The 21,930-nt window shown below is 48.0% G+C and carries 19 protein-coding genes, 2 pseudogenes and 1 other annotated feature; of the genes and pseudogenes, 11 read left to right on the forward strand and 10 right to left on the reverse strand.

Translation table 11 applies throughout. The features are described from left to right. Window positions 1–7: 7 nt before the first annotated feature. From pstC to AC1TPC_RS19630, 3 genes are all read right to left on the reverse strand, one after another. On the reverse strand, window positions 8–970 hold the full coding sequence (gene pstC, locus AC1TPC_RS19620) for a phosphate ABC transporter permease subunit PstC (protein ID WP_482068490.1): 963 nt from the start codon (window positions 968–970) through the stop codon (window positions 8–10). 169 nt (window positions 971–1,139) lie between these two features. After that, window positions 1,140–2,003, reverse strand: coding sequence for a phosphate ABC transporter substrate-binding protein (locus AC1TPC_RS19625; RefSeq protein ID WP_482068491.1), 864 nt, complete (start codon window positions 2,001–2,003; stop codon window positions 1,140–1,142). 19 nt (window positions 2,004–2,022) lie between these two features. After that, window positions 2,023–3,420, reverse strand: coding sequence for a stalk domain-containing protein (locus AC1TPC_RS19630; protein WP_482068492.1), 1,398 nt, complete (start codon window positions 3,418–3,420; stop codon window positions 2,023–2,025). Window positions 3,421–3,767: 347 nt separating this feature from the next. Between AC1TPC_RS19630 and AC1TPC_RS19635 the strand changes: the two are divergent. The 4 genes and pseudogenes from AC1TPC_RS19635 to AC1TPC_RS19650 all read left to right on the forward strand — a co-directional run. Then, a pseudogene (locus AC1TPC_RS19635) lies at window positions 3,768–3,866 on the forward strand (sugar phosphate isomerase/epimerase family protein); the annotation flags it as partial. Between the two features lie 68 nt (window positions 3,867–3,934). Then, window positions 3,935–4,120, forward strand: coding sequence for a hypothetical protein (locus tag AC1TPC_RS19640; RefSeq protein ID WP_482068493.1), 186 nt, complete (start codon window positions 3,935–3,937; stop codon window positions 4,118–4,120). A gap of 80 nt (window positions 4,121–4,200) precedes the next feature. After that, window positions 4,201–4,863 carry an S-layer homology domain-containing protein gene (locus AC1TPC_RS19645; protein WP_482068494.1) on the forward strand — a complete coding sequence of 221 codons (663 nt, stop codon included), beginning with the start codon at window positions 4,201–4,203 and terminating at the stop codon, window positions 4,861–4,863. Between the two features lie 277 nt (window positions 4,864–5,140). Continuing rightward, window positions 5,141–5,356, forward strand: a complete 216-nt coding sequence (locus tag AC1TPC_RS19650) for a hypothetical protein (RefSeq protein WP_482068495.1) — start codon at window positions 5,141–5,143, stop codon at window positions 5,354–5,356. 177 nt (window positions 5,357–5,533) lie between these two features. On the opposite strand, the gene AC1TPC_RS19655 is transcribed toward AC1TPC_RS19650, so the two are convergent. Next, complete coding sequence (locus AC1TPC_RS19655) at window positions 5,534–5,875, reverse strand: hypothetical protein (protein ID WP_482068496.1); 342 nt, start codon at window positions 5,873–5,875, stop codon at window positions 5,534–5,536. A 475-nt stretch (window positions 5,876–6,350) separates the two neighbouring features. Further along, window positions 6,351–6,587: a binding site (T-box leader), on the forward strand. 51 nt (window positions 6,588–6,638) lie between these two features. Between AC1TPC_RS19655 and AC1TPC_RS19660 the strand changes: the two genes are divergently transcribed. Next, entirely contained in the window at window positions 6,639–7,853 is a 1,215-nt protein-coding gene (locus AC1TPC_RS19660; RefSeq protein WP_482068497.1) for an aminotransferase class I/II-fold pyridoxal phosphate-dependent enzyme, read from the forward strand. A gap of 36 nt (window positions 7,854–7,889) precedes the next feature. Here the strand turns inward: AC1TPC_RS19660 and AC1TPC_RS19665 are convergent, their stop codons facing one another. Together AC1TPC_RS19665 and AC1TPC_RS19670 are read right to left on the reverse strand one after the other, a co-directional pair. Continuing rightward, on the reverse strand, window positions 7,890–9,629 hold the full coding sequence (locus AC1TPC_RS19665; RefSeq protein ID WP_482068498.1) for a sensor histidine kinase: 1,740 nt from the start codon (window positions 9,627–9,629) through the stop codon (window positions 7,890–7,892). After that, window positions 9,626–10,366 (reverse strand): response regulator transcription factor, encoded by a 741-nt coding sequence (locus AC1TPC_RS19670; RefSeq protein WP_482068499.1) that lies wholly within the window; start codon window positions 10,364–10,366, stop codon window positions 9,626–9,628. Before AC1TPC_RS19670 ends, AC1TPC_RS19665 begins: the two co-directional genes overlap by 4 nt. Before the next feature lie 131 nt (window positions 10,367–10,497). Between AC1TPC_RS19670 and AC1TPC_RS19675 the strand changes: the two genes are divergently transcribed. Then, a complete protein-coding gene (locus AC1TPC_RS19675; protein ID WP_482068500.1) occupies window positions 10,498–11,712 on the forward strand; it encodes a DUF418 domain-containing protein in 1,215 nt (404 codons plus the stop codon). Between the two features lie 167 nt (window positions 11,713–11,879). Here the strand turns inward: AC1TPC_RS19675 and AC1TPC_RS19680 are convergent, their stop codons facing one another. After that, the gene (locus AC1TPC_RS19680) at window positions 11,880–12,926 is read right to left on the reverse strand and encodes a winged helix DNA-binding domain-containing protein (protein ID WP_482068501.1); all 1,047 of its coding nucleotides are present in this window, start codon (window positions 12,924–12,926) and stop codon (window positions 11,880–11,882) included. Window positions 12,927–14,000: 1,074 nt separating this feature from the next. Further along, a pseudogene (locus tag AC1TPC_RS19685) lies at window positions 14,001–14,903 on the reverse strand (manganese catalase family protein). Between the two features lie 225 nt (window positions 14,904–15,128). Here AC1TPC_RS19685 and AC1TPC_RS19690 point away from each other — a divergent pair. The 3 genes from AC1TPC_RS19690 (at window position 15,129) to fumC (ending at window position 17,838) form a co-directional block, all read left to right on the forward strand. Further along, complete coding sequence (locus AC1TPC_RS19690) at window positions 15,129–15,440, forward strand: Dabb family protein (protein WP_169085915.1); 312 nt, start codon at window positions 15,129–15,131, stop codon at window positions 15,438–15,440. 98 nt (window positions 15,441–15,538) lie between these two features. Continuing rightward, a complete protein-coding gene (locus AC1TPC_RS19695; protein ID WP_482068502.1) occupies window positions 15,539–16,207 on the forward strand; it encodes a bifunctional 2-keto-4-hydroxyglutarate aldolase/2-keto-3-deoxy-6-phosphogluconate aldolase in 669 nt (222 codons plus the stop codon). A gap of 245 nt (window positions 16,208–16,452) precedes the next feature. Beyond that, complete coding sequence (fumC, locus tag AC1TPC_RS19700; RefSeq protein WP_482068565.1) at window positions 16,453–17,838, forward strand: class II fumarate hydratase; 1,386 nt, start codon at window positions 16,453–16,455, stop codon at window positions 17,836–17,838. Between the two features lie 68 nt (window positions 17,839–17,906). On the opposite strand, the gene AC1TPC_RS19705 is transcribed toward fumC, so the two are convergent. Beyond that, window positions 17,907–18,461, reverse strand: a complete 555-nt coding sequence (locus AC1TPC_RS19705) for a guanylate kinase (RefSeq protein WP_482068503.1) — start codon at window positions 18,459–18,461, stop codon at window positions 17,907–17,909. A gap of 182 nt (window positions 18,462–18,643) precedes the next feature. On the opposite strand from AC1TPC_RS19705, the gene AC1TPC_RS19710 reads away from it, so the two are divergent. Then, a complete protein-coding gene (locus AC1TPC_RS19710; RefSeq protein ID WP_482068504.1) occupies window positions 18,644–20,575 on the forward strand; it encodes an ABC-F family ATP-binding cassette domain-containing protein in 1,932 nt (643 codons plus the stop codon). 92 nt (window positions 20,576–20,667) lie between these two features. After that, entirely contained in the window at window positions 20,668–21,300 is a 633-nt protein-coding gene (locus AC1TPC_RS19715; RefSeq protein ID WP_482068505.1) for a fumarylacetoacetate hydrolase family protein, read from the forward strand. A gap of 158 nt (window positions 21,301–21,458) precedes the next feature. On the opposite strand, the gene AC1TPC_RS19720 is transcribed toward AC1TPC_RS19715, so the two are convergent. Then, the gene (locus tag AC1TPC_RS19720; RefSeq protein WP_482068506.1) at window positions 21,459–21,923 is read right to left on the reverse strand and encodes a Dps family protein; all 465 of its coding nucleotides are present in this window, start codon (window positions 21,921–21,923) and stop codon (window positions 21,459–21,461) included. Window positions 21,924–21,930 lie beyond the last annotated feature (7 nt).

Raw genomic sequence — 21,930 nt, forward strand, 5'->3', positions numbered from 1 at the left:
GCTTGCTTCATGCTTGCGACCCCTTTCTTTGAAGCCAGCGAATGGCTACGATCATAAGCAATGAGATAACGAGGAGCAGGAAGCCCATCAAATAAAGAGCGTAGTTCCACGTCGAGTCAAAAGGTACATTTGAAATTTGCATAACGATATTACTCGTAAGGACAGAGGTCGGTTTGAGCAGGCTGTCGGCTAGCTGCGGCGTATTGCCGATAACCATTACGACGGCCATCGTCTCGCCGATTGCACGGGCCATGCCGAGAATGACGGCGTACATAATACCGCTTTTGGCAGAAGGAATCAGGACTCTCCATACCGTTTGGAACCGAGTAGCGCCAAGTGCATAGGAAGCATCGCTGAACTTGGCAGGGACCGCGCTAATCGCATCATCGCTAATGCGGCTTACGGTAGGCAGAACCATAATTGTAAGCACAAGCGCAGCTGCGAGCAGGCCATCGCCCATGCCGCTGCCGGTCACGGTTCGAATTAAAGGAATAAGTACGGTCAAGCCCAGATAGCCGTAAACGACAGAAGGGATGCCGACGAGCAGGTCAAGCACCGGACGCAGCATGTTTTTCAGCCAAGGCGGTACGAATACGGACAAGAACACGGCAATGACTAGCGAGATCGGCACACAGATGAGAAGCGTCAGTGCAGTCAAAGCAAAGGTGCCGAAGATGAAGATAAGTGCACCGTATTGCTCGTTCTCTGGATTCCATTCTGTGGAGAAGAAGAAGTCTGCAAACGATATTTGACCGAAAGTCAGCACGCCGGTTCGGAACATAAGCAGCAAGATCAGAAAGAGAATAAGGCAAACAAAGCTTGCAGCGGCGATGCAAAGGTAACGAAAGAGACGGTTCGTAAAGAACAGGCGTGATCTGCGGTCAAAAGGCTTGCTGCTGCCAGCTAAAATCGCCTTGCCGAGCTCTGCTTTGATACGCGGCTGAGTGCCGGTATGAGTGGATTCCAACATAATATAGGCTCCTCCAAGCGAAATCGATGGTCGCCGGCCTATTGGCAGCTTCACTCGTTTCGCGGTTAAATATGTACGGGGCTAAGAAGTAATAGCTTATGCATTTGAAGGAAAGAACGGCCGGCTTTGGCGCTTATTTGCGCAAGCCGGCCGCTCCCTTTATTCCAATCTATTTAATTGCCGAGATCGGAATGAATTTAAGCTTTTTCAGCGAACCGTTTTGGAACTTCGTGCTTTGTACGTATTTGATGAATTCTTTTGTTGCGCCAGTAGGCTCGCCTTTAGTCATGTAGTAGCCATAGCCCCAAACCTTGTATTTACCGTTGATAACGTTAGCTTCTGTTGGTTCAACATCGTTGATTGTCACTGCTGTCATTTTGTCTGTAACGTAAGCAAGGTCCATGTAACCAATAGCATTCGGTGTTGTTTCAATTGTGGACTTCATGTCGCCGCTTGTTTTTACTTCTTTGTAGTTGTCGCCTTTAGTCATGAAATCGGTACCGTCAAGCGCCTTGTCTTGGAAGTTAACGCGAGTTCCGGATCCGAACGTACGGTTTACGACGATGATTTGAGCGTCCTTGCCGCCAACTTCTTTCCAGTTTTTGATTTTGCCGGAGAAGATGCCTTGCAGATCTTTAGTTGTTAGTTTTGTTGCTGTTACGTTTTTGTTTACTACCGCTGCGAAAGGAATAACAGCAACTTTATGAGCGACTTGGCCATCGAATTTTTTGAAGCCCGGTACATCCTTGGAAGCGTCCCAGTCTACAGCACCGATGTTAGCAATGCCTTTGCGTACAGCTTGTGGTCCTGTGATTGAACCAGCAGCGGATGCGGAAATTTTAACTTTAGGGTTAAGCTTCTTGAATTCATTAGCTGCTTGAAGGGTCAATGGAAGAAGTGCGGAAGAGCCGTTGATGACGATTTTGCCGCTTAGTTTGCTTGCTGCTGTAGCAGTAGGCGTGGATGCTGGAACTGAGCTGAATCCAATTACGGCGATAAGCGCCGCGATTGTTAATTGTTTAAACCATTTCATTAGTAAAGACCTCCATTAATTAGTTTGTGATGTTTTTCCATTTGCCTTGCGTTGATACAGCGAGTTGACCATCAATAAGAGCTGCGATATCCGAGTTGCCCGAAACGATCAATTCCGATGCGGTGTCTGAAACGGTTTGTACAAGCTTGCTAGTTCCTGTTGCGCCATCGATCTCGTAGACCGCATTTGTGCTGTTTCCATCAGCAGTAAGCAGATATAGATTGCTTCCGCCTTGAATCAGTTGATATACGTCTTTGTCAGCGAACAGAGGCGTGCTTGCTTTGCCTGCATTATCTACAGTAACCAGCTGACCAGTGCTTGCCTCATCAGCGCTTACGCTTACGTAGCTAACTTTGGAGCCGTCAGCAGAAAGCTCAAGGAATACTTTATCAGCGGTATCTTTAGTTAGCTGTACAGGTTTATTGTTAGCAGTTGCAGCGTTATAGAAGTAGATTTGCGGCTCAGTGCCTGTTGCATCGATATCTACGTTATCAAGATCAACATCCTTGCTGTCCGCCGTTACCTTAGGTTGCTTGAAGACGTAGAACGCAAATTGTGTTCCGTCAGCAGAAACTTCAAGGTTTGCTTTGTAATCAACTTTATCCTCAAGAACTTTGGATACTTTGCCGTCAACTAGAGCGATCTTCGCAATAACAGAGCTTTTGTCGCCTTGCAGGAAGAAGAGGGAGGTGCCGTCCTTCGACCATGTCAGCTCATTTTTAATCGAATTGTCCGTGCTTACTTGCTTCGGCTGCTTTGTGGCCAAATCAATGGTGAACACGATACCATTCGCATCGGAGTAAGCTACGCTTTTGCCATCAGGAGACAAAACAAGATCTGAAGCGCCTTCGGATTTAAGCAATTGCTCATATTTTCCAGTAGCAGCATCAACCAAGAAATCTTCGCGGCCTTCACCTGCTGTATTGGATACGATAAGCCATGAAGAGTTAACCCACACAGCACGCTCAGCACCTTCAAGCAGTTTAACCGTGTTAATCGTGTTACCTTCTAGTGTACCGCCAAGCGCTTGAACGAATGCAGCCGGCTCAATGAAAGTGGAGTATGCTACTTCTTTAGCTGGATGTGCAATTGGAGTCGCTACACCGTTAATCCAGATTGATTTGGAAGCAAGTTTCAGCTTCAATGTTTTTTCGCCGTATTTCACAACTACAGAATGGTCGCTGTTAATGTGAAGCGTAGCGCCAACAGCATTAACGATGTCACGAACCGAAGCTAGTGTAACGCCGCCATCTACAACCGTGCGAATGGAAAACGGATTTGCATTTACGAGGAAATCTGCTTGGCTGATTTGTGCAGCTTGGTTGCTTGCTGCTGTTTGTGCGAAAATCGGAGTAACTGCTGTTGCGCTAATTGCTGCTGCGATCATCGAAACTACCATTGCTTTTTTCATTTGCATGGAATAGGGTCACCTTTCTCAAATGGGGTTTTTTATTGTAAATCGAATTTCCGACAGCCCTGGTCGGTATGTATAGTTGGATTGATCCCTCCCAGGCGGCGTTAGTTCGTTACAGTACGTATGTTTTGATTCTAGTTCTATCTGATCATAACAACGATTTATCATCCCACTATTTAGAAATTGTATGGAATTTGTAAATAGTAGTAGGCATAGAGTACTAGAGTTGGACGCGCTGCGATTAAAGTAGATATTCCCCCTAATTAAGAAGAAAGTGCACCATGCCTCTTTTACACGAGGTTTATAATGGGAATGTCTACAAATCTATTCGCCAATTGGAGGATTAATCGATGAACATATCAATCGGAGGCTATTCATTCAATAACATGTATTTGGAAGGGAAGATGGATGTATTGGGTTATTTGGAAACAGTCAAATACCGCTATCGCTAGTTACCAGCAATTTGCTGCTTATGCGGCAGACCACGGCTTTCTAATCGGACCAGAGAATCATATGGGTGCATCGTACCATACTTATTTCGATGAGAAGAATTGAGGGAACCGGGCAAAACTTCGGTGCGTTCCGCTTATTCGGCTCGCTAGGCTGCATACTGGCAGCTGCCGGAATAGTCGGCTTCACACTGCTGTATGTAAAGCTGCGCAGATCGGTCAAGACAAATAAGGATATGAGCCTTAGTTCATGACGATTGCAACCTTTTTGGGCATAGGGTCGTTCTTGTAGGTGTACAGACAAACACCAACCAAACAGATGAGGTGAATGACCATGAAAAAACGTTGGAGCACTGCCGTTGCAGCGGCCGCAGTCTTGCTTTCTGCATCTATTTCAACACAGGTTTTCGCGGCTGGTCCTTTTAGAGATATTGCGAATGTAGGCAGCAAAGCGAAGATTGAAGCACTGCAGCAGCAAGGCATCGTAAAAGGGGTGAGCGATACGGCATTTCATCCAGAGGACAATCTGACTGCTGCGCAAGGTATTTCCTTAATTGTGAGAGCGACCCAAATCAGCCTCGCGGCCATTAGCTTTCCAAGCGCGCCAACTGCTGACGGTTACTATACAAACATAAAAAATGACGCTTGGTATGCCGAGGATTTTGTCATTGCTCATTATAATGGCTTGGACATCCCGGCTGATATTGATCCGCAAGCACCGCTTAATAAGGAGCAGTTCACTCATTATCTCGTGCAAGCCATTGAGCTGACTGGCCAATATCCGACGGTCAAAATGTTCATTCCGATTCAAGACGAGCAGGAGATCACGGTTGCTTACCAAGGTACGATCCAGCGAGCACTTTTGTACAAGATTGTTTCTTTGGATGAAGAAGGAAACTTTGATCCATCGCATACGCTGACGCGTGCTGAAGCAGCTGCTGTCTTGTATGATTCGGTGAGCTTTATTGAAGCGCATAAGGATGATGCTGCTCAGTAGCCGGAAGCAAACGGTTAATGGATGGTTGGCATAATGAATAGCAGCTGATTTGGCGTTGCTAGAGCGCCTAATTAGCTGCTTTTTAAATATTTTTTATATCCATTTATTGTCCGAGCATCGCGATAATTCCAAGCGGAGTAATAAGAATTGAATGTGCAATCTTTATTTATATCATAGTTGTAATAAATAAATCAATAAAAAATGCAAAAAAACCTTGAATTTTATTCCAGGTTGTAGTATTCTCAGTTTAGCAAATAATTAAGGGAGGTGAACGGGAATGGAAAAGATGGCAATGCAAATGATGATGAACATGTGCATGGATGAAATGATGTGTAAGATGAAATCCATGAAGATGATGATGGACATGATGATGGAAATGAACATGATGGACAACATGGATATGAACATGATGATGATGAAAATGCAAGAGTGCGATGAAATGTCTACAATGATGATGAAAATGATGCGCGATATGGAGCAAGTATCGATGTAATCCTCATCTATGAATCTGGCCATTCATAGATCTTGAAGTTAATGCATCATAGGCAGAGCAGTTCGCTGCATGCCATTGTTTATAGCTTTACCCTACATAGCTAAGCAGAGCAGATACCTGCATGCAGGCTTTTTTTTTATTTGTACACCTTCCGTTATTCAACCTCGATCTCTTACTCTAAAGAGCGTAGTGGGCTTTCAGCTTGCTTGCGATCATCACGCGTTGCTGCTTAAACTCCCAAACCTTTTCTCTTAGCTGTTGTTGCTGCTGCTCCGAATGCTGTGGGCTGCGAAGCTGTTCATATATTTCAAGCATTTTACGATTAATGTTATCAAACCGAAGCCATAGATCGACGCGAATGCCATGCTCAATTTCGAGACGAATATGGTTATCTTTGTTTTGAAGATTTTGGAGGATTTGCTGCTGCCATTCGGCATCTCCGATTTTCACTGCAAAGTTATATAAATCTAAATAATCGTCAACCCATTTTGCTGCTATTAGTTTCTCGGAATACGTCATGCTGGTCAGCTCCAATCTCCGCAACGTTCATATACCTAGTATTATACTCGGAATTAAAGGGAATGCAAGGGGTTTGTTGAAAATATTATTAAAAAAGATTGGGTATTCGGTGAAAATCTAGATGTAGTCAGGTTTATGGCTGTGGCAGCGGATATTAAAAGGAGGGCGGAATTAATTCCGACTTAAATAATTATAATTAATTCCGCTAATGAGAGTCGGGTATGGAATTCAGTGCGAGCCTTGGCTCTTAATCGCGGCAAAAACAGCAAAGCCATGATATTTGTAAATACAATCGGAGTGGGCAAATCCAGCCTCGCGAAGCCATTCAAGCTGATCCTGAACGGTAGCGTTGATATCGACTTTCCGAAGAGAAGTGGCAACCAAAAACTGGGTATTGCGCTTCCTGTTCTTTGGTGTTATTATTGGTAAAAAATTTACGATTATCGATGATTTCATACAACAAGCTAAATAGCTTTTACATTCAATGACGAGAAAGAGTACGTTACGGGCCTGATCGAACAGAGAGTTGGGGCAGCTGAAAACCAACGTTCGGGCGCTAACGGAAAGCCATCTCCGAGAAGCAGGCTGAACGAGAGTAAGCTCTGCCGCATTTCCAGCGTTAACGGGAACATGTATTGATTGATGCATGAGCAGAGTGTCGCGCTTCGGCGTGAAACTAGGGTGGTAACACGGGTGGAGACTCGTCCCTTTACAGGGATGGGTCTCTTTTTTTGTTTTCTTAATAACCTTTAGGAATTTAGATATGAAAACATGGTCGATGAACGAGATGATTTCCCCGGTGGTGCAGCAAATTCCGCCCTCGGGCATACGCAAGTTTTTTAGTTTGGCAGAAGGAAATAAAGACATTATCTCGCTTGGCGTCGGGGAGCCTGACTTCGTAACGCCGGAAAATGTTAGGGCGGCTTGCGTCCGTGCGCTTGAGCTCGGCAAAACCTCCTATACGCCGAACGCAGGTCTTCTTGAGCTTAGAGAAGAGATCGCAAGCTATTTGCACAATAGCTTTCAAGTGAAATACGAGCCATCAAATGAAGTACTCGTTACGGTCGGTGGCAGTGAGGCGATCGATCTAGCACTGCGGGCTTTAATTGGGCCTGGCGATGAAGTCATTGTGCCCGTTCCGAGCTATATTGCCTACTCGCCGATTGCGCAGCTAAATGGAGGGAAAACCATCGAGGTTGAAACGTTCGCGAAGGATGATTTTAAACTGAAGGCAGAAGCACTGCAGGCAGTGCTTACGCCGCGCACGAAGGTGCTTATCATTAACTACCCTAACAATCCGACAGGCGGGATTATGACTCTTCAAGACTGGCTGCCGATCATCAAGCTTGTGGAGGATAATAACCTTATCGTCATTTCGGATGAGATCTATGCTGAGCTCACCTACGATGAGAAGCATGTAAGCTTTGCAGCGCTGCCGGGGTTGAGGGATAGAACGCTGCTGATAAGCGGCTTTTCCAAAGCTTTTGCGATGACGGGCTGGAGAATCGGCTATGCCTGCGGCCATCAGGATTTGATCGCTGCTATGCTGAAAATTCACCAATACACCGTCATGTGCGCGCCTATCATTGGCCAGATCGCGGCGATTGAATCATTGCGAAACGGTTTAGAGGCGAAGGACATGATGATGGAGTCATATGCACAGCGTAGACGGATGTTCGTGAAGGGCCTTAGGGAAATCGGCCTTCCCTGCCATGAGCCGCGAGGTGCGTTTTATGCGTTTCCGTCGATAGCGCATACGGGACTTAGTTCCGATGATTTTGCGCAAAAGCTGTTGTTCGATGCTGGAGTGGCTACTGTTCCTGGGCATGTGTTTGGTCTCGGCGGCGAAGGGTTCATTCGTTGCTCCTACGCATCCTCCGTATCCAGGCTTACGGAAGCAATCGACCGAATCGATCGGTGCCTGAAGGCTTCCGGCCTGCCGCGGAAATGTAGAAGGGAGCCTGTGCAGGCTCCCTAGTGCTTAAGGTAATGCTATCAGTCGCTTGGAAAATTATCAGTCGCTTGGAAAATAAATGTGGATGGAGGTGCCCTCACCCCTAGCTGAGCGCACCTCAATTCGGCCCTTATGCGCTTCTACGATCATTTTGGCGATGCTCATGCCGAGGCCGGAGCCATCGCTTGATTCTTCGGTATTGGTGCCGCGGCAATACCTCTCGAACAGGTTGCGGATGGTCTCCTCATCCATGCCTCTTCCGTCGTCGCAGACGCGGATGAATGCCTCATCATTCAGCATGCCGCTTGAAACCGTCACTGTGATCCCGGGCTCATTGTGCTTCACCGCGTTGGACAACAGATTATCCATGAGCCGCTGCAGCCATTTTTCATTACCGTATATGACAATAGGGAGTTCATCTCCCTCGTAGTGGAAAATGACATCTGTGAGCGTGGCGTCGTTCACATATTTTAAGACGGATCGTCTAGCGAGCTCGCCGAGCTCGATTTCGTTCTTATCCATGAGCATTGCTCCGCCGTGCTTTAGCTGATAAATATGCGAGAAGTCGGTTATCAGCTCCAGCATATAGTCGCTTTTTTCGCGGATCATTTTACCCATATCCTGAAGCTCTTCAGGGCTCCAGCTCGCTGGCGCGCTCTCCAAAATATAGCCGTAGCCTTGAATGGTAGAGAGAGGCGTACGCAGATCATGGGAGATGCCGGCCATCCATTCCTCTCTAGTCTTCTCCAGCTGCAGCCGGTCCTTCTCTGTGTGCGCCAGCCGTTCAGCCATTAGGTAGAAGGCCTCGATAACCTCCCGATAGAGGCGGTAGCGGATGCGCAGCTTGCCGTTGCGGCGGAATACCTTTCGGCGGTCCTTAGGCGTAAGCACCTCTTCATAAAGTCCGCTGCCCATGCGCTCGAACCAGCCAGAGAACAGGATGAGCGGTTGACCATAACGGTGTCCATGCCAAATGGAGATCGCAAGCGACAGCAGAAGAATCGAGCCACCCACCCAAATGAAGACGCGTATAACCTCTTTAAAGACGGGCTGCTTGATGAACGTTCCCGGCTCGTTTGGCGTATGCATGATCCAAGTCATCCCGCTAGCAGTCGGCTGATATACGGAAATATTGGTATCGTAATAACCGGGGTTTTGCTGCATGGACAGCACTTCCAACGGCTCATAAATATTGAAGGCCGAGGATTTATCGCCAATCGTCTGGACGCTGTTGCCGGCTTGATCGACGATAAGCAAATAGCTGTCTGTTTCAAGCAACTTAGCTTGCAGGTGAGCTCGAAAGTGCTCATTTACGAGACCATTTTGCTGGTAAGCCGTATACCAGACTGCCAGCTTCTCTTGCTGCGGGTTCTTGTAGCCGAGCAGAAAGAACAGCGGAGAGTCATAGGTTTGATCGAGCTCGCTGTCTACAAGATAAGAACCGAATTTGCCGGATTGATGAATCGACAGCAGCTGCGTAACTGAATAAGTTGTAGGCTGATCGACTGGTGTATTAATGGTATACTTCACATCGCCTTTAGAGTCGATAATCTGCAGCCAAATCCCGCGCTCCTTAATGAGCTTCTTCCAATGCGCAGGTATTTTAATTTCGTCATTTTCAAAGTAGCTGCCCGCTACAATTGAACTGAGCGCACCAGTAGGGAAGTTGCGTTTGAGATCGTCATTCATTAATTTGCTGATTAGGATAAGGAACAGCACCATCATCGCCGCGAAGATAAAGATGGAATAGATAATGAGCTGGTAGGTAAAATGAAAAGCCATTCGGCGCTGAACCTTCATAGGCTTGCTGGCTCCTTGGCTAATTTATAGCCTAGCCCGCGAACGGTAAGCAGATGCGTCGGCATGCTGGGATCGTACTCGATCCTCTCCCTTATTCTTCGGATATGGACCATGACCGTATTGTCATCGCCCAGCCCGTCAATGCCCCATACGGCTTCATAGAGCTGCCCCTTGGAGAAGACGATGCCGGGATTTTTGCAAAAATAGAGCAACAGTTGAAAAACCTGAGCAGGGCAGGGGACAGACTTATGATCGACCAACAGCTCGCCGGCTGCTTCATTCAGCTGAAAGCGGCCAAAGCTATATATTTGCTGTGCGGTTATAGTTGTTATTGTTGGAAGGACAAGGCTTGCTGCAATGTCTATTTCACTGCTTCGGCGCAGTCGCGCTTTGATACGGGCCGCAATTTCCAAAGGATTAAACGGCTTCGTGACATAATCATCGCCGCCCAGAGCAAATCCGGTTAGAATATCCAGGTCCGATGCTTTGGCGGTCAAAAATATAATATGCGGATTGCCGAGCTGCCTGATTTTGGAGCACAGCTCAAATCCGCTGCCGTCTGGCAGCATGACGTCCAGCAGTACAATATCAGCGCCATTTCGAGCGATCGTATCGAGTGCCTCTTGGCAAGTTCCTGCTGTATTAATATGCTGGAAGCCTTCCTTCTGAAGGACAAGCTGCAGCATTTTGACAATAGACGGCTCATCATCAACGATTACAATTTTATTCATATTCATCACCCGCTTATATGCTAGCATACAAAGCTTAACAGAAGTTGAACGGAATGGTAAAAAATTAAGCGGATGTTATAGTTCTGTTTGCCATCTGTTCAAGAAGAGTCATTATGATTGTGTAAGAGGTGATGGAGATGGTTAACCAAATAGAAACAGGAAGCCGAATTCGCATTATTGATGCGATTAGAGGCTTTTGCTTGCTCGGCATATTGATTGCCAATATGAATATTTTTCAATACGGCATTTACGGAAGAGAAGTCATGCCGTTTTTCAATCCTTCCAAGCTGGATATTGTGACGCATCAATGGCTGCTTATTTTAGTGGAAGGCAGCTTTATGCCTATCTTTATGTTCTTGTTCGGTTACAGCTTGTTTAAGCTGAGGGAAAGCTTGGTATCAAGGGGTATTAAACCGGGAAAACCGTTGGTGCGCCGCTTTCTTATGCTGATGGCACTTGGCTTATTGCACATCTTATTGCTGTGGGAGGGAGATATTTTGCTAACTTACGGGATAACGGGCTTTTGCTTGTTGTTATTTGTAAATAGGAAGCCAAAGACGCTTATGATTTGGGGCATCATCCTAAGCGTGCTCATCGCTGGCATCAGCTACGGGGGACATGATGACACTCCTAAAGAGAAGGAAAAAGTGAAGCAGTACGTCGAGCAATCGATTGCGGTATATAGCGAGGGAACCTATTTGGAAGTTATGGATTTTCGTATGAATGAAGACCCGCTGGATTTGCCAGATGCGGTTATCGTTTTGCTCGTTTTTCTGATGCCATTGGTATTGCTTCCGATGTTTTTGTTCGGGATAGCGGCTGCCAATAAGCAGTGGTTTCATAATCCGAAGCGGGAGAGGCGCCGATATATATGGGCAACCGTCCTCACGCTGCCGCTTGGCATTGTGCTTAAATGCCTGGCTGTGCTGCAGCCAAAAGGTGCATGGAGCGATCTGTTGACAACAGCCGGGGCGGAGTTGCTGTCGCTTGGGTATATTTTTGGATTGGCGCTCGTGTTGTCCTTCTTGGCGAAGCGTTCGATTATCATATCGGCTTTCGAAGCGGTGGGGCGGATGTCTATGACGAACTATTTGATGCAATCAGTTATTTGTACCACATTATTTTACGGCTATGGTCTCGGCTGGTTCGGTAAAATCGGGGTGTTAAATGGCTTGATGCTTGCGATTCTCATCTATGCCATTCAAGCGGTTGCGTCCAGCTATTTATTGAAAGTGTTTAAAAATGGCCCGTTAGAGCGGCTGCTGCGGATGTGGACGTATTGGTCGTTTAACGGCAAGTCGAAGGCTTCGCGCAAAATAATAGATGCGCCGGATGTGAATGCTGTTCTGTAGAGCGTTATTAATGGAGTGAACAGTTAATGGTGTAATGGTGTGGCAAAGGATCCAGCATGGGAAGGTTTAAAACGCGAGGAAGGAGCGACTATTGCAGTCGACTCCTTTTTTTTGTTGATAAGCTGGCTGATAAATCGGATGTACTAAGAGCTAACAAATTGGATGTACTAAGAGCCAACAAATTGGATATCGTGCGTCTTGGTGGAGGCTGCCGCGAAAGCAAGCAGCTTAGCGCCTTCCGCTTCTAGCGCTTCACGATCCTCATCATTCAGCGGCTCAAATGGCTGGATGATCAAAGTGGCCGATTGACGGTTTTGTTCTATTTTCCAAATGCCGCTTACGAATCCGTCTATGAGAAAGGTAGATTTGATGATGCCGTTTATCGTAAACACAAGCGGTTTGTATTTCTCGCTAATGATTCGGCTGCGGTCGAAGTAAGAGAGCAGCATGTTGTCGAATTCAGATAGGAATCGCGGCGGAGCAATCGTATCAGCGGGAGGCAAGGGAGCGCCTGGCAAGTCGAAGAGCTCATTGCCTTGCTCATCTGTGAAGGTATGGAGACGCGGACGCATATTTTCGATTGTCTCTCGCAGCTTGCTCAGACCTGACCATACTTGCATATCTTTAATGGAAGCGGGACCAAATGCGGCTAGGTAGCGCAGCAGCATATGTTCCAATGAAGGCGAGGGAGCCATAGGCTGGCCAAGCCAAGCTTCCGCAGAGGTATGCGCAGCCTGACCGCTAGACCCCCATATTCCGCGGGGCGGCACTTGAATAAGCGGGACAAATGTCCGAATTACCCTGCCGATGTTCGCTGGATCGTGGTTCGGCCATGTCTCTCCAAGCAGCTTGCCGAGCTCGTTTGCGGTGCGCGGCTGTTCCTCCACAAGTGCACGTCCAGCTGCACTAACCGCTTGCATGTCTAAGCCGAGCAGCTCTTTGCTGTAAGTACCCAGCAGACCTTTCTCTATTGCCGGCTGAATCAAGGGACGCAGCGCCAGACAATCGCGTGCGCTGACCAAATGGATCGTTGAGCGCATAAGGGCAATACGAACCACTTGCCGGTCCTTTATTAGCGCAGAAAGCTGCTCCTGCTGGAAGCTCTCAAGCCGCGTCCATAGCGCAAAATAGGGCGGATTAGGCGCTTGCGCTTGAATTGCAACTAATTTTTCGATTGCTTCCAGCACGGAAAGGCTTGAGCGACGCAGCAGCATCTGCCTCTCCAGCAGAGCACGATTAAGCTGTCGCGTACTTAATATGGGTGCGGAAGCAGTATGTGAATCAGTGCTCGGAGCAGTATACGGAGCTGTATACGGAACAGTATTCGAAACAGTATCTGAAACAGTATTTGAAATATTTGAAGCAGACTTTGTATGCTGAGATTTAGCGGTAGTCATGCTGCAATCTCCCCTTTTTCATCCATTTTCATCATTATTAACTTAATTATAATGGATCAACCCTGACAGCATTATGTCAGAGTTGATTGGCGAGAGGAAAAATATATAAATGAATTTCTCCATCTGTCTGCCTAAGGAGGGAAGATACTCCGTACGCTGTATTAGCAATGTGGCGGCTAATTTGTAAACTACGAAGTGCGGCTACTGTTGGATAGCGATGAGGGCCTAGTTTGTACACGATGAGGTGCGGCTACTGTTGAGAGATCGGCAAACATAGCTAATATAGTTAAACTAACTAGTCTGTCTACAGAGTGGATGCGTCGTACGCTGCACTTTATGCAGCAGAAACCTTACATGAGGCTCGGAAAGAGATGCTACGTTGCAGAAATGCAGCAGAAACCCCTGTAATAGTGGCTACTATGGCTGAATGGGGCGATTCTGTTGTATAAACTGCAACGTAGCGAGCGAGTTGCTGGCTGAGAGGTGATTCTGTTGTATTAAATGCAACGTAGCACCTAATATACTGCTTGCAAGTTGCAGCCGAGAGGTAAAATGATTCTCTACTTAGCGAAGCGTATTCATACGTTGCTGTATAGGAAGCAAAATCAATAAACGTACATATGGTGCCTACAGCAGCTTTTCCAATGATCCTTCAACAAGCTCATAGAAGCGAATGTCTCTACTGTTGATAATTGGAGCTAAACAATAGAATGATGCAATAAAGCTATGCAATAAAGTATAACCATATATCCCCGCACTAAAGCCCCGCACAAAAGCTCCGCACAAAAGCTCCGCACAAAAGCTCCGCACAAAAGCTCCGCACTAAAGCTAGCGCGACACCCTTGCCGCGTCTCTCACAGCGAAAAAGCATGTACCGTGCGAGAACGATCACTATTCCTTAATGTTACCAGCCTGCTTCAGCCGCTTTGCGATTGCTTTGAACTCCTCGGGAGAAATACCGGGTGCAAATTCCTCTTCGACAGCAGGCGCTTCGGAATCGGAAAGCCTTTTGGCGAGCCTTGGATCACTTCGAGGGGAAGGCCGTCCTCAGGATGCGTCCCTTTCCAAATCTGATCAATCGCAGTAAAGTCGCTGTCGCTCCATGTGTATAGCTTCGTATGCACGCCTTTTTCTTCGTATTTTCTTGCCTCGTTAAACGATTTGTTGCTAAGGGATGGAATCGGCACTAGCTTGGTGACATTTACGCCTGTTGCGATTTCCAAAGCTTTGGCATAAGCAACGACGTGAACGCCGCCCCGAACGAGCAGGAAACCAACGACTGCACGCGCTGCCGGATGATCCGTCATTTCGTATACTTTCATCTTATGTGTCCTTGCTCCGCATTCGAGGAAAGAATTATGAAGCAAGTCCTCCACCAAGTTGCCGCTGTTAAACACATTGGCCCCTGTCCATGGATTGCCCATGGAGTCGAACGGCATGGCGCCTTGAGCTCCGGCAAGATAGTGATAAGACAAACGCGCGTCTTTTGCAGAACCGAGCGGAGTGTCATCGGGCTCTTTATAGTCTGTTGAACCTCTCAAGCATTTGTTGATCGCATGCGAAACGAGCTCGACGTGTCCTAGCTCCTCCACCGTTATGCTCATCACCAAATCGTAGAAAGGCTTAAGCTTTTTCCTTTGAACGGAAATTAAAAGATTGATACAAGTAATTGTTTAACGTTGACATTTCTCCGAACTTTCCGCCCAGCAGCTCCTGTACGGCAGCGGTAGCGTTTGCGTCCGGCTTCTCGACATCCGGGATTTCGATCATGATTTCATCCATGCGTTTAAACATTAATGTCTCAACCTCCTAAGTATGAACTAGCCTTACCTTAGTCGATTTAAACTTAACTAGAGACGGTTAAACATTATTCGATAAAAAGCAGCGTGCTGCACATGGAATCTGGAGGGAGATGTAAAAAGTTGCAACCAAAAACGCCGTAGTCGTTCCATTCAGCTGCTTGTTTATGTTATTTTTATAGGAATGATACCCATTCATATAGAAGAGGAAGTGATTCATATGACGACGCAATCGAAAGAGTGGATCTTGCATTCGGTTATTTTTAGCTTGAAGCATGAGCAGGGTTCAGAAGCTGAGCGTCAGTTTTTGGAGGATGGACAGCGTATTCTTACATCCATTCCAACCGTATCGAACTTTCAAGTCTATAAGCAGGTAAGCGGAAAAAATGAATATCGCCACGGCTTCGCGATGGAGTTTGCGAATCAAGCGGATTACGAAGCGTATAACGAGCACCCGCTTCATGTGCAATTTGTTAACGAGCGCTGGGTGACGGAAGTCGAAAAGTTTCTAGAAATCGACTATCAGAAATAGAATGACGATTGATGATTTGATAGAAACGACATATAATTAGCGTAATAGAGTGCACATTTCCAAACAATTATGAACGAAATGGGAAGAGGGACTAACAGATGAAAAAGCTTAAAGTGCTGCAGCAGCTAACGGAAGCGGGCGTTGTAGCGGTATTGCGCGCAGACTCGCCAGAAGAAGTAGTGGAAATGTCGCGCCGTGCGATCAAGGGCGGAATTAAAGCGATTGAAATTACGATGACTGTACCATTCGCGCTTCGTGCAATCGAGCAATTATCGAAAGAATATTCAAGCGACGTAGCTCCTGAAGCGGACAACTTCGCAATTATCGGCGTTGGCACCGTGCTTGACCCTGAGACAGCGCGCGCTGCTATACTAGCAGGGGCGGAATACGTCGTTTCGCCTGCGCTTAACCCGGATACCATCAAGCTGTGCAACAGATATTCGATTCCGATTTTGCCAGGCACGATGACCATACACGAAATTCAAACCGCGCTTGAGCTCGGCGTTGATATCGTTAAGCTATTCCCAGGCAATTTGTACTCTCCAAGCGTAATTCCTTCTATAAAAGGTCCGCTGCCGCAGGCTAACGTGATGCCGACTGGCGGCGTATCGCTCGACAACTTGAAGGATTGGATCAAAGCAGGCGCTGTTGCAGTCGGCATTGGCTCGGATCTGACCAAGGATGCAGTAAAAACCGGAGACTTCTCACTCATTGAGAAAAAAGCAGCCGCCTACATCGCAGCGTACCGCGAAGCGAAAGGGCTGTAACCTTAAACCCCTGATGGAGATGCAACGTCTCTGTCAGGGGTTTTTCATCATCATACTACATGTATTTTCGGGAAAACGTACGCAGGTGTTATTTTCCAAATTGAATAATGTTCGAATTCCTGTCAATTGTTTGCGATCTTCCGATCGTTTTGGGCGTGATTGCTTGATTCTCGGCTAGATTAGCGTTATAACAGAAACAGGGTCACGAAATGACAAACCAAATGGTTAAAGGAGTCGTTCAATTAATGGATTATCGGATTGAGAAGGACACGATGGGTGAAATTCAGGTTCCTGCGGACAAGCTGTGGGGAGCGCAAACACAACGAAGCCTGCAAAATTTTAAAATTAGCGGAGAGCGCATGCCAATTGAAGTCGTCTACGCGATGGCTTACATCAAAAAGGCTGCCGCACAGGCTAATGAGAAGCTAGGCGTTTTGGATGCAGCAAAGTCGGCTATTATCGGTGAAGCGGTAGACGAAATCGTAGCAGGCAAATGGGATGAACATTTCCCGCTCGTTGTATGGCAAACAGGCAGCGGCACGCAAACGAATATGAACGTGAATGAGGTTATCGCAAACCGTGCGAATGGGCTTTTGGCTGAACGCGGCAGCGATGTGCGCATTCATCCGAATGATGACGTCAACCGCTCGCAAAGCTCGAACGATACATTCCCTGCTGCTATGCATATCGCAGGCGTTATCGCGCTTGAGAACCGTTTGCTTCCGTCGCTTGATTTGCTTAACGGCACGCTTCGCGCGAAAGCGGAGAAGTTTAACGATATTGTAAAAATCGGCCGTACGCATCTTCAGGATGCTACGCCAATTACGCTTGGCCAAGAAATCAGCGGCTGGTATTCGATGCTGGACAGAACGCGCGCTATGCTTGTACAAAGCGTAGAAACGATGCGCGATCTAGCGCTTGGCGGCACGGCTGTTGGTACAGGCCTTAACGCGCACCCTGATTTTGCGGTTGCAGTTGCGGCTGAAGTAACGGCTCTTACCGGCAAAACGTTCGTGACAGCGGAGAACAAATTCCACTCGCTCACAAGCCACGATCAAATCGTATACACGCATGGCGCTGTAAAAGCACTTGCTGCTGATTTGATGAAAATCGCAAACGACGTAAGATGGCTGGCAAGCGGCCCTCGCTGCGGCATCGGCGAAATCTCGATTCCTGAGAACGAGCCGGGCAGCTCCATCATGCCAGGTAAAGTAAACCCAACACAAAGCGAAGCTTTGACGATGGCAGTCTGTCAAGTGATCGGCAACGACACAGCTATTTCGATGGCGGCAAGCCAAGGCAACTTCGAGCTGAACGTGTTCAAGCCTGTCATTATTTATAACTTCCTGCAATCGGTAGCTTTGCTGGCTGATGGCATGGTTTCGTTCAATGACAATTGCGCAATCGGTATCGAGCCGAACGAAGCGGCAATCAAGCGCAATCTTGATCAATCGCTCATGCTCGTTACCGCGCTTAACCCGCACATCGGCTACGAGAATGCAGCTGCCATTGCGAAGAACGCACACAAAAAAGGACTAACGCTGAAAGAGTCGGCTATCGCAAGCGGCTTGCTGACTTCGGAGCAGTTCGATGAGTTTGTTCGTCCGGAGAACATGATCGGCAAACGTTAATACTAGCAAAGGGCCGGCGCCCGTCACATGATGACGAAGCGCTGGCCCTTTTTGCTATGTTCCGAGGTTTATTTTAAATAACTGCCTATGATTGCTTTAATTTGCTGGACCGTCCGCTCAAGCGACAGGTTCTCTATAACATGCTCACAAGATTTGCGGTAAGTGACTTCTTCAGAGTAATGGCGCAGGTAGCTGTCGATCACCTCATATGGCGCGCCTTTGCTCTCGAGCCGCTCGGATACTGTGTTCTTATCGACGTATAGGAAGATACGGATGACGCGGTCACCGTACAGCTCGCGAATCGTATCCGAGCCATCGCGATTTAAAATGAGATAGACACTATTGCCGGCTTGGTGAGCCATATCCAGATAGCGCTTGCCGATTCCGTAGCGGTATTGGTCGATTTTGACCGATTCGGTGAAAAGGCCTTCCGCTTGCATGTGATCGAATTCCTCTTTGCTGACATAGCGATAGTCCATGTCGGGACGTTCTTTGTCACGCGGCGGCCGATCCGTGCAGGAGGGGATATGCGCGATGCCGGATCCTTGCAAGGCTTTGTGCGCTGCGGTCTTGCGGCCGGAACCGCTGGTACCGGTAAATATAAATAGATAAGGCTTGCCCATCCGGAATCACTCCTTCCTCATACTCGTTATATCGGCAAATAGAGGCATCTTTTTGATTGCTTCTTCATGCAGGTGATAAAGGGGCTTCCAAGGCTGCCGCCAAGTGAAGATAGAGCCTTTTTGTGGTATGATACGAGAGGCTGCAATCGCAGCTATACTATTCGAAAAAGTAGGTTTGCCTTATGCATTTATTGTCTGTTGAACATATAACGAAGAGCTATGGCGAGAAGCTGTTGTTCGAAAATGTCACGTTTGGCGTAGAGGATGGCGATAAAGTCGGCATCATCGGCGTGAACGGTACAGGGAAATCAACCTTTCTCAAAGTCATCGCGGGCCTTGATACGGCGGACTCGGGCATCGTGTCGATTGGCAACCGGGTGACGGTAAGAATGCTGGCGCAGGACCCGGTGTTCGCTCCTAATGAAACGACGCTGGAGCATGTGCTTGGCGGAGATTCCCCGCAGCTGAGAGCCGTTCAGGCGTATGCGGCTGCAATGGAAGCGATTGAGCTGAAGCCGAGCGATGCAGCGCTGCAGGAGAAGCTGATCAAGGCGAATCAGCTTATGGATGAGCTGGATGCATGGCAGCTTGAGAGCGACGCGAAGATGGCGCTGTCCAAGCTTGGCATCAATGAATTTGAGGCGAAGGTTGAGACGCTGTCGGGCGGCCAGCGCAAGCGGGTCGCCATGGCGGCTGCGCTATTGCTTCCGTCGGATGTGCTCATTCTCGATGAGCCTACGAACCATATCGATAATGATTCGGTGGCTTGGCTGGAAGGCATGCTGCAAAAGCGCAGAGGCGCGCTTCTTATGATTACGCATGATCGCTATTTCCTTGATCGTGTCAGCAATCGAGTCATTGAGCTGGATAAAGGCCAAGCTCACTTCTACCAAGCGAACTACAGCCGGTTTCTCGAGCTGAAGCTCGACCGTGAGGAACGCGAAGCGGCAACGGAGTCGAAGCGGCAGAACCTGCTGCGCAATGAGCTTGCATGGATTAGACGCGGCGCTAAGGCGAGAACGACGAAGCAGAAGGCGCGTATCGATCGATTCGAGGCGCTCAAAGCGGATGCGCCGAAGCAAGCGGGCGGTAAAATGGACGTATCCGTTGCTTCGACAAGGCTGGGACGCAAAATCGTTGAAATCGAAGATGTTGCGAAACGCTTTGGTGACCGTACGCTTATTCGTGATTTTAGCTATATTGCCGTTCCTGAGGATCGTGTCGGCATCGTTGGGCGCAACGGAAGCGGGAAGTCTACGTTAATGAAGCTCATTACCGGCCAGCTAACGCCGGATGAAGGAACGGTCGAGCTTGGCGCAACCGTTAAGCTGGGCTGGTTCTCGCAGGAGCATGAGGAAATGGATCAATCACTGCGTGTGATTGAATACATTCGCGAGGGCGCTGAGCAGGTGAAAACAGGGGATGGCACAACGATATCGGCAGCTCAAATGCTGGAGCGTTTCTTGTTCTCGCCTACGATGCAATGGACGCCGATCTCCAAGCTGTCCGGCGGCGAGAAGCGTCGCTTGCAGCTGCTGCGCGTATTAATGAATGCGCCGAATGTGCTGCTGCTGGATGAGCCGACGAATGATTTGGATATTTCGACGTTGACCGTGCTTGAGGATTATTTGGATGATTTTCCGGGAGTTGTGTTTGTCGTCTCCCATGATCGTTATTTCCTAGACCGTACAGTTGATAAAATTATAGCGTTCGAGGGTAATGGCGTTATCGCTCATCATACCGGCAATTACTCGGATTATCAGGCGTTTGTCGAGAAGCATGGCAATGTTGCGCCGGCGGATGTGGCTGCTCCTAAACCAGCCGCAGCTATTGATTCCGGCAGCAAGGCTGCGCCTGTGGCGAAACAGGCTGGCAAAGCGCTCAAAATGTCCTACAAGGATCAAAGGGATTTTGAGCAAATTGATGGCTGGATTGAGGAAGCGGAAACCGCGCTGGCTGACATCGCCGTCCGCATGGAAGAAGCAAGCAGTAATTCCGGGCGATTGCAGGAGCTTATGGCGGAGCAGCAGCAGTTGGAAGAGAAGCTGGGGCAGCTGATGGACCGCTGGGCAGAGCTTAACGAATTGGCTGAGCAGATTGCTGCACAGAAGTAAAATTTCAGGCTGGCACCAATAGTAGCACGCTGAGCAGAAGCAATAAGAAATTTTATTAACACCATTAACATTAGAGAGAGGCGGCATGGTTCATGAGCAAAGGTGATATTCGCAACATTTATTGCATTGGCCGTAATTATAGACTTCACGCATTGGAGCTGGGCAATGAGGTGCCTGAGGAGCCGCTCGTATTCACGAAGCCGTCTCATGCTGTCGTTCCAATGGCGGGTAACGTTGTCGAGCTGCCAGGCAATGTAGGCGAGGTGCATTTTGAGCTGGAAATCGTGCTGAGAATCGGTCGAGCTTATGAGCCGGGTATAGATACCGAGCTTTGTATCGATGGTATGGCACTTGGGCTCGATCTGACGCTGCGCGATGTACAATCCAAGCTGAAAGCGAAGGGACAGCCGTGGCTTGCTGCCAAAGGCTTCAAAGGCTCAGCTCCGCTTGGCGAATGGCTGGCGTATCCGGGTGCAGCAGCGCTTGCTGAGAACGAATTTGTTCTGCTTCGCAACGGGGAAGAAGCACAGCGCGGAAAAGCAAGCGATATGCTGTTCAACGTCTCCGAGCTGATTAAGTACGTAGGCGAGAACTATGGGCTTGGCGCCGGCGACATCCTGTATACGGGAACACCAGCGGGCGTAGCTGCTTTGCATGAAGGTGACCAGCTGCAAGCGTTATGGGCGGGCAACTCCGTGGGCAGCTGTAGTGTGACGCTTGTTTAAAAGGGCAGGCAGCTAATGATTTAGAAGATTTAGTATTGAACAGACAGTTCTTCCAGTATGGAAGAGCTGTTTTTATTTATTGTGGAAAAGGAAAGCAAACGAGGATGCCCCAGGAGCGATTTTGCTCCTGAGACACCCTCGTCTTATGCTGTAGCAGCTTATTTGCCGTTAAATGCGCTCAGCATCCATACATGCTTCTCAAGCGTTGTATGAATGGCCAAAAGCATATCGGCCGTCGTTTCGTCATCAGCCTTTTGAGCGGCTTCCATGCCTTCCTTCAGCTCGCCGATGATCGTCGTGAAATCCGTAATTAATTGATCGACCATTTGCGTAGCATCCTCTTTGTTGGAAGCTTCTTCAATGCTTGAGGTTTTCAAATAATCCTTCATGGTTGCGATTGGCGTGCCTTTCACCGCTAGCAGACGCTCAGCGATCTCATCCACGTGCAGCGCAGCTTCCTCATAAAGCTCTTGGAACTTCGCATGCAACGTGAAAAACTGGGAGCCCTTCACATACCAGTGGTAATTATGAAGCTTGATGTAAAGCACGCTCCAGTTGGCGATTTGGCGGTTCAAATGTTGTTGTACGGTTGTGTTTGTTTTAGTTGTAGTTGCTGTTGTCATCGTAATC

The organism is Paenibacillus sp. Y280 (genome assembly GCF_056786335.1).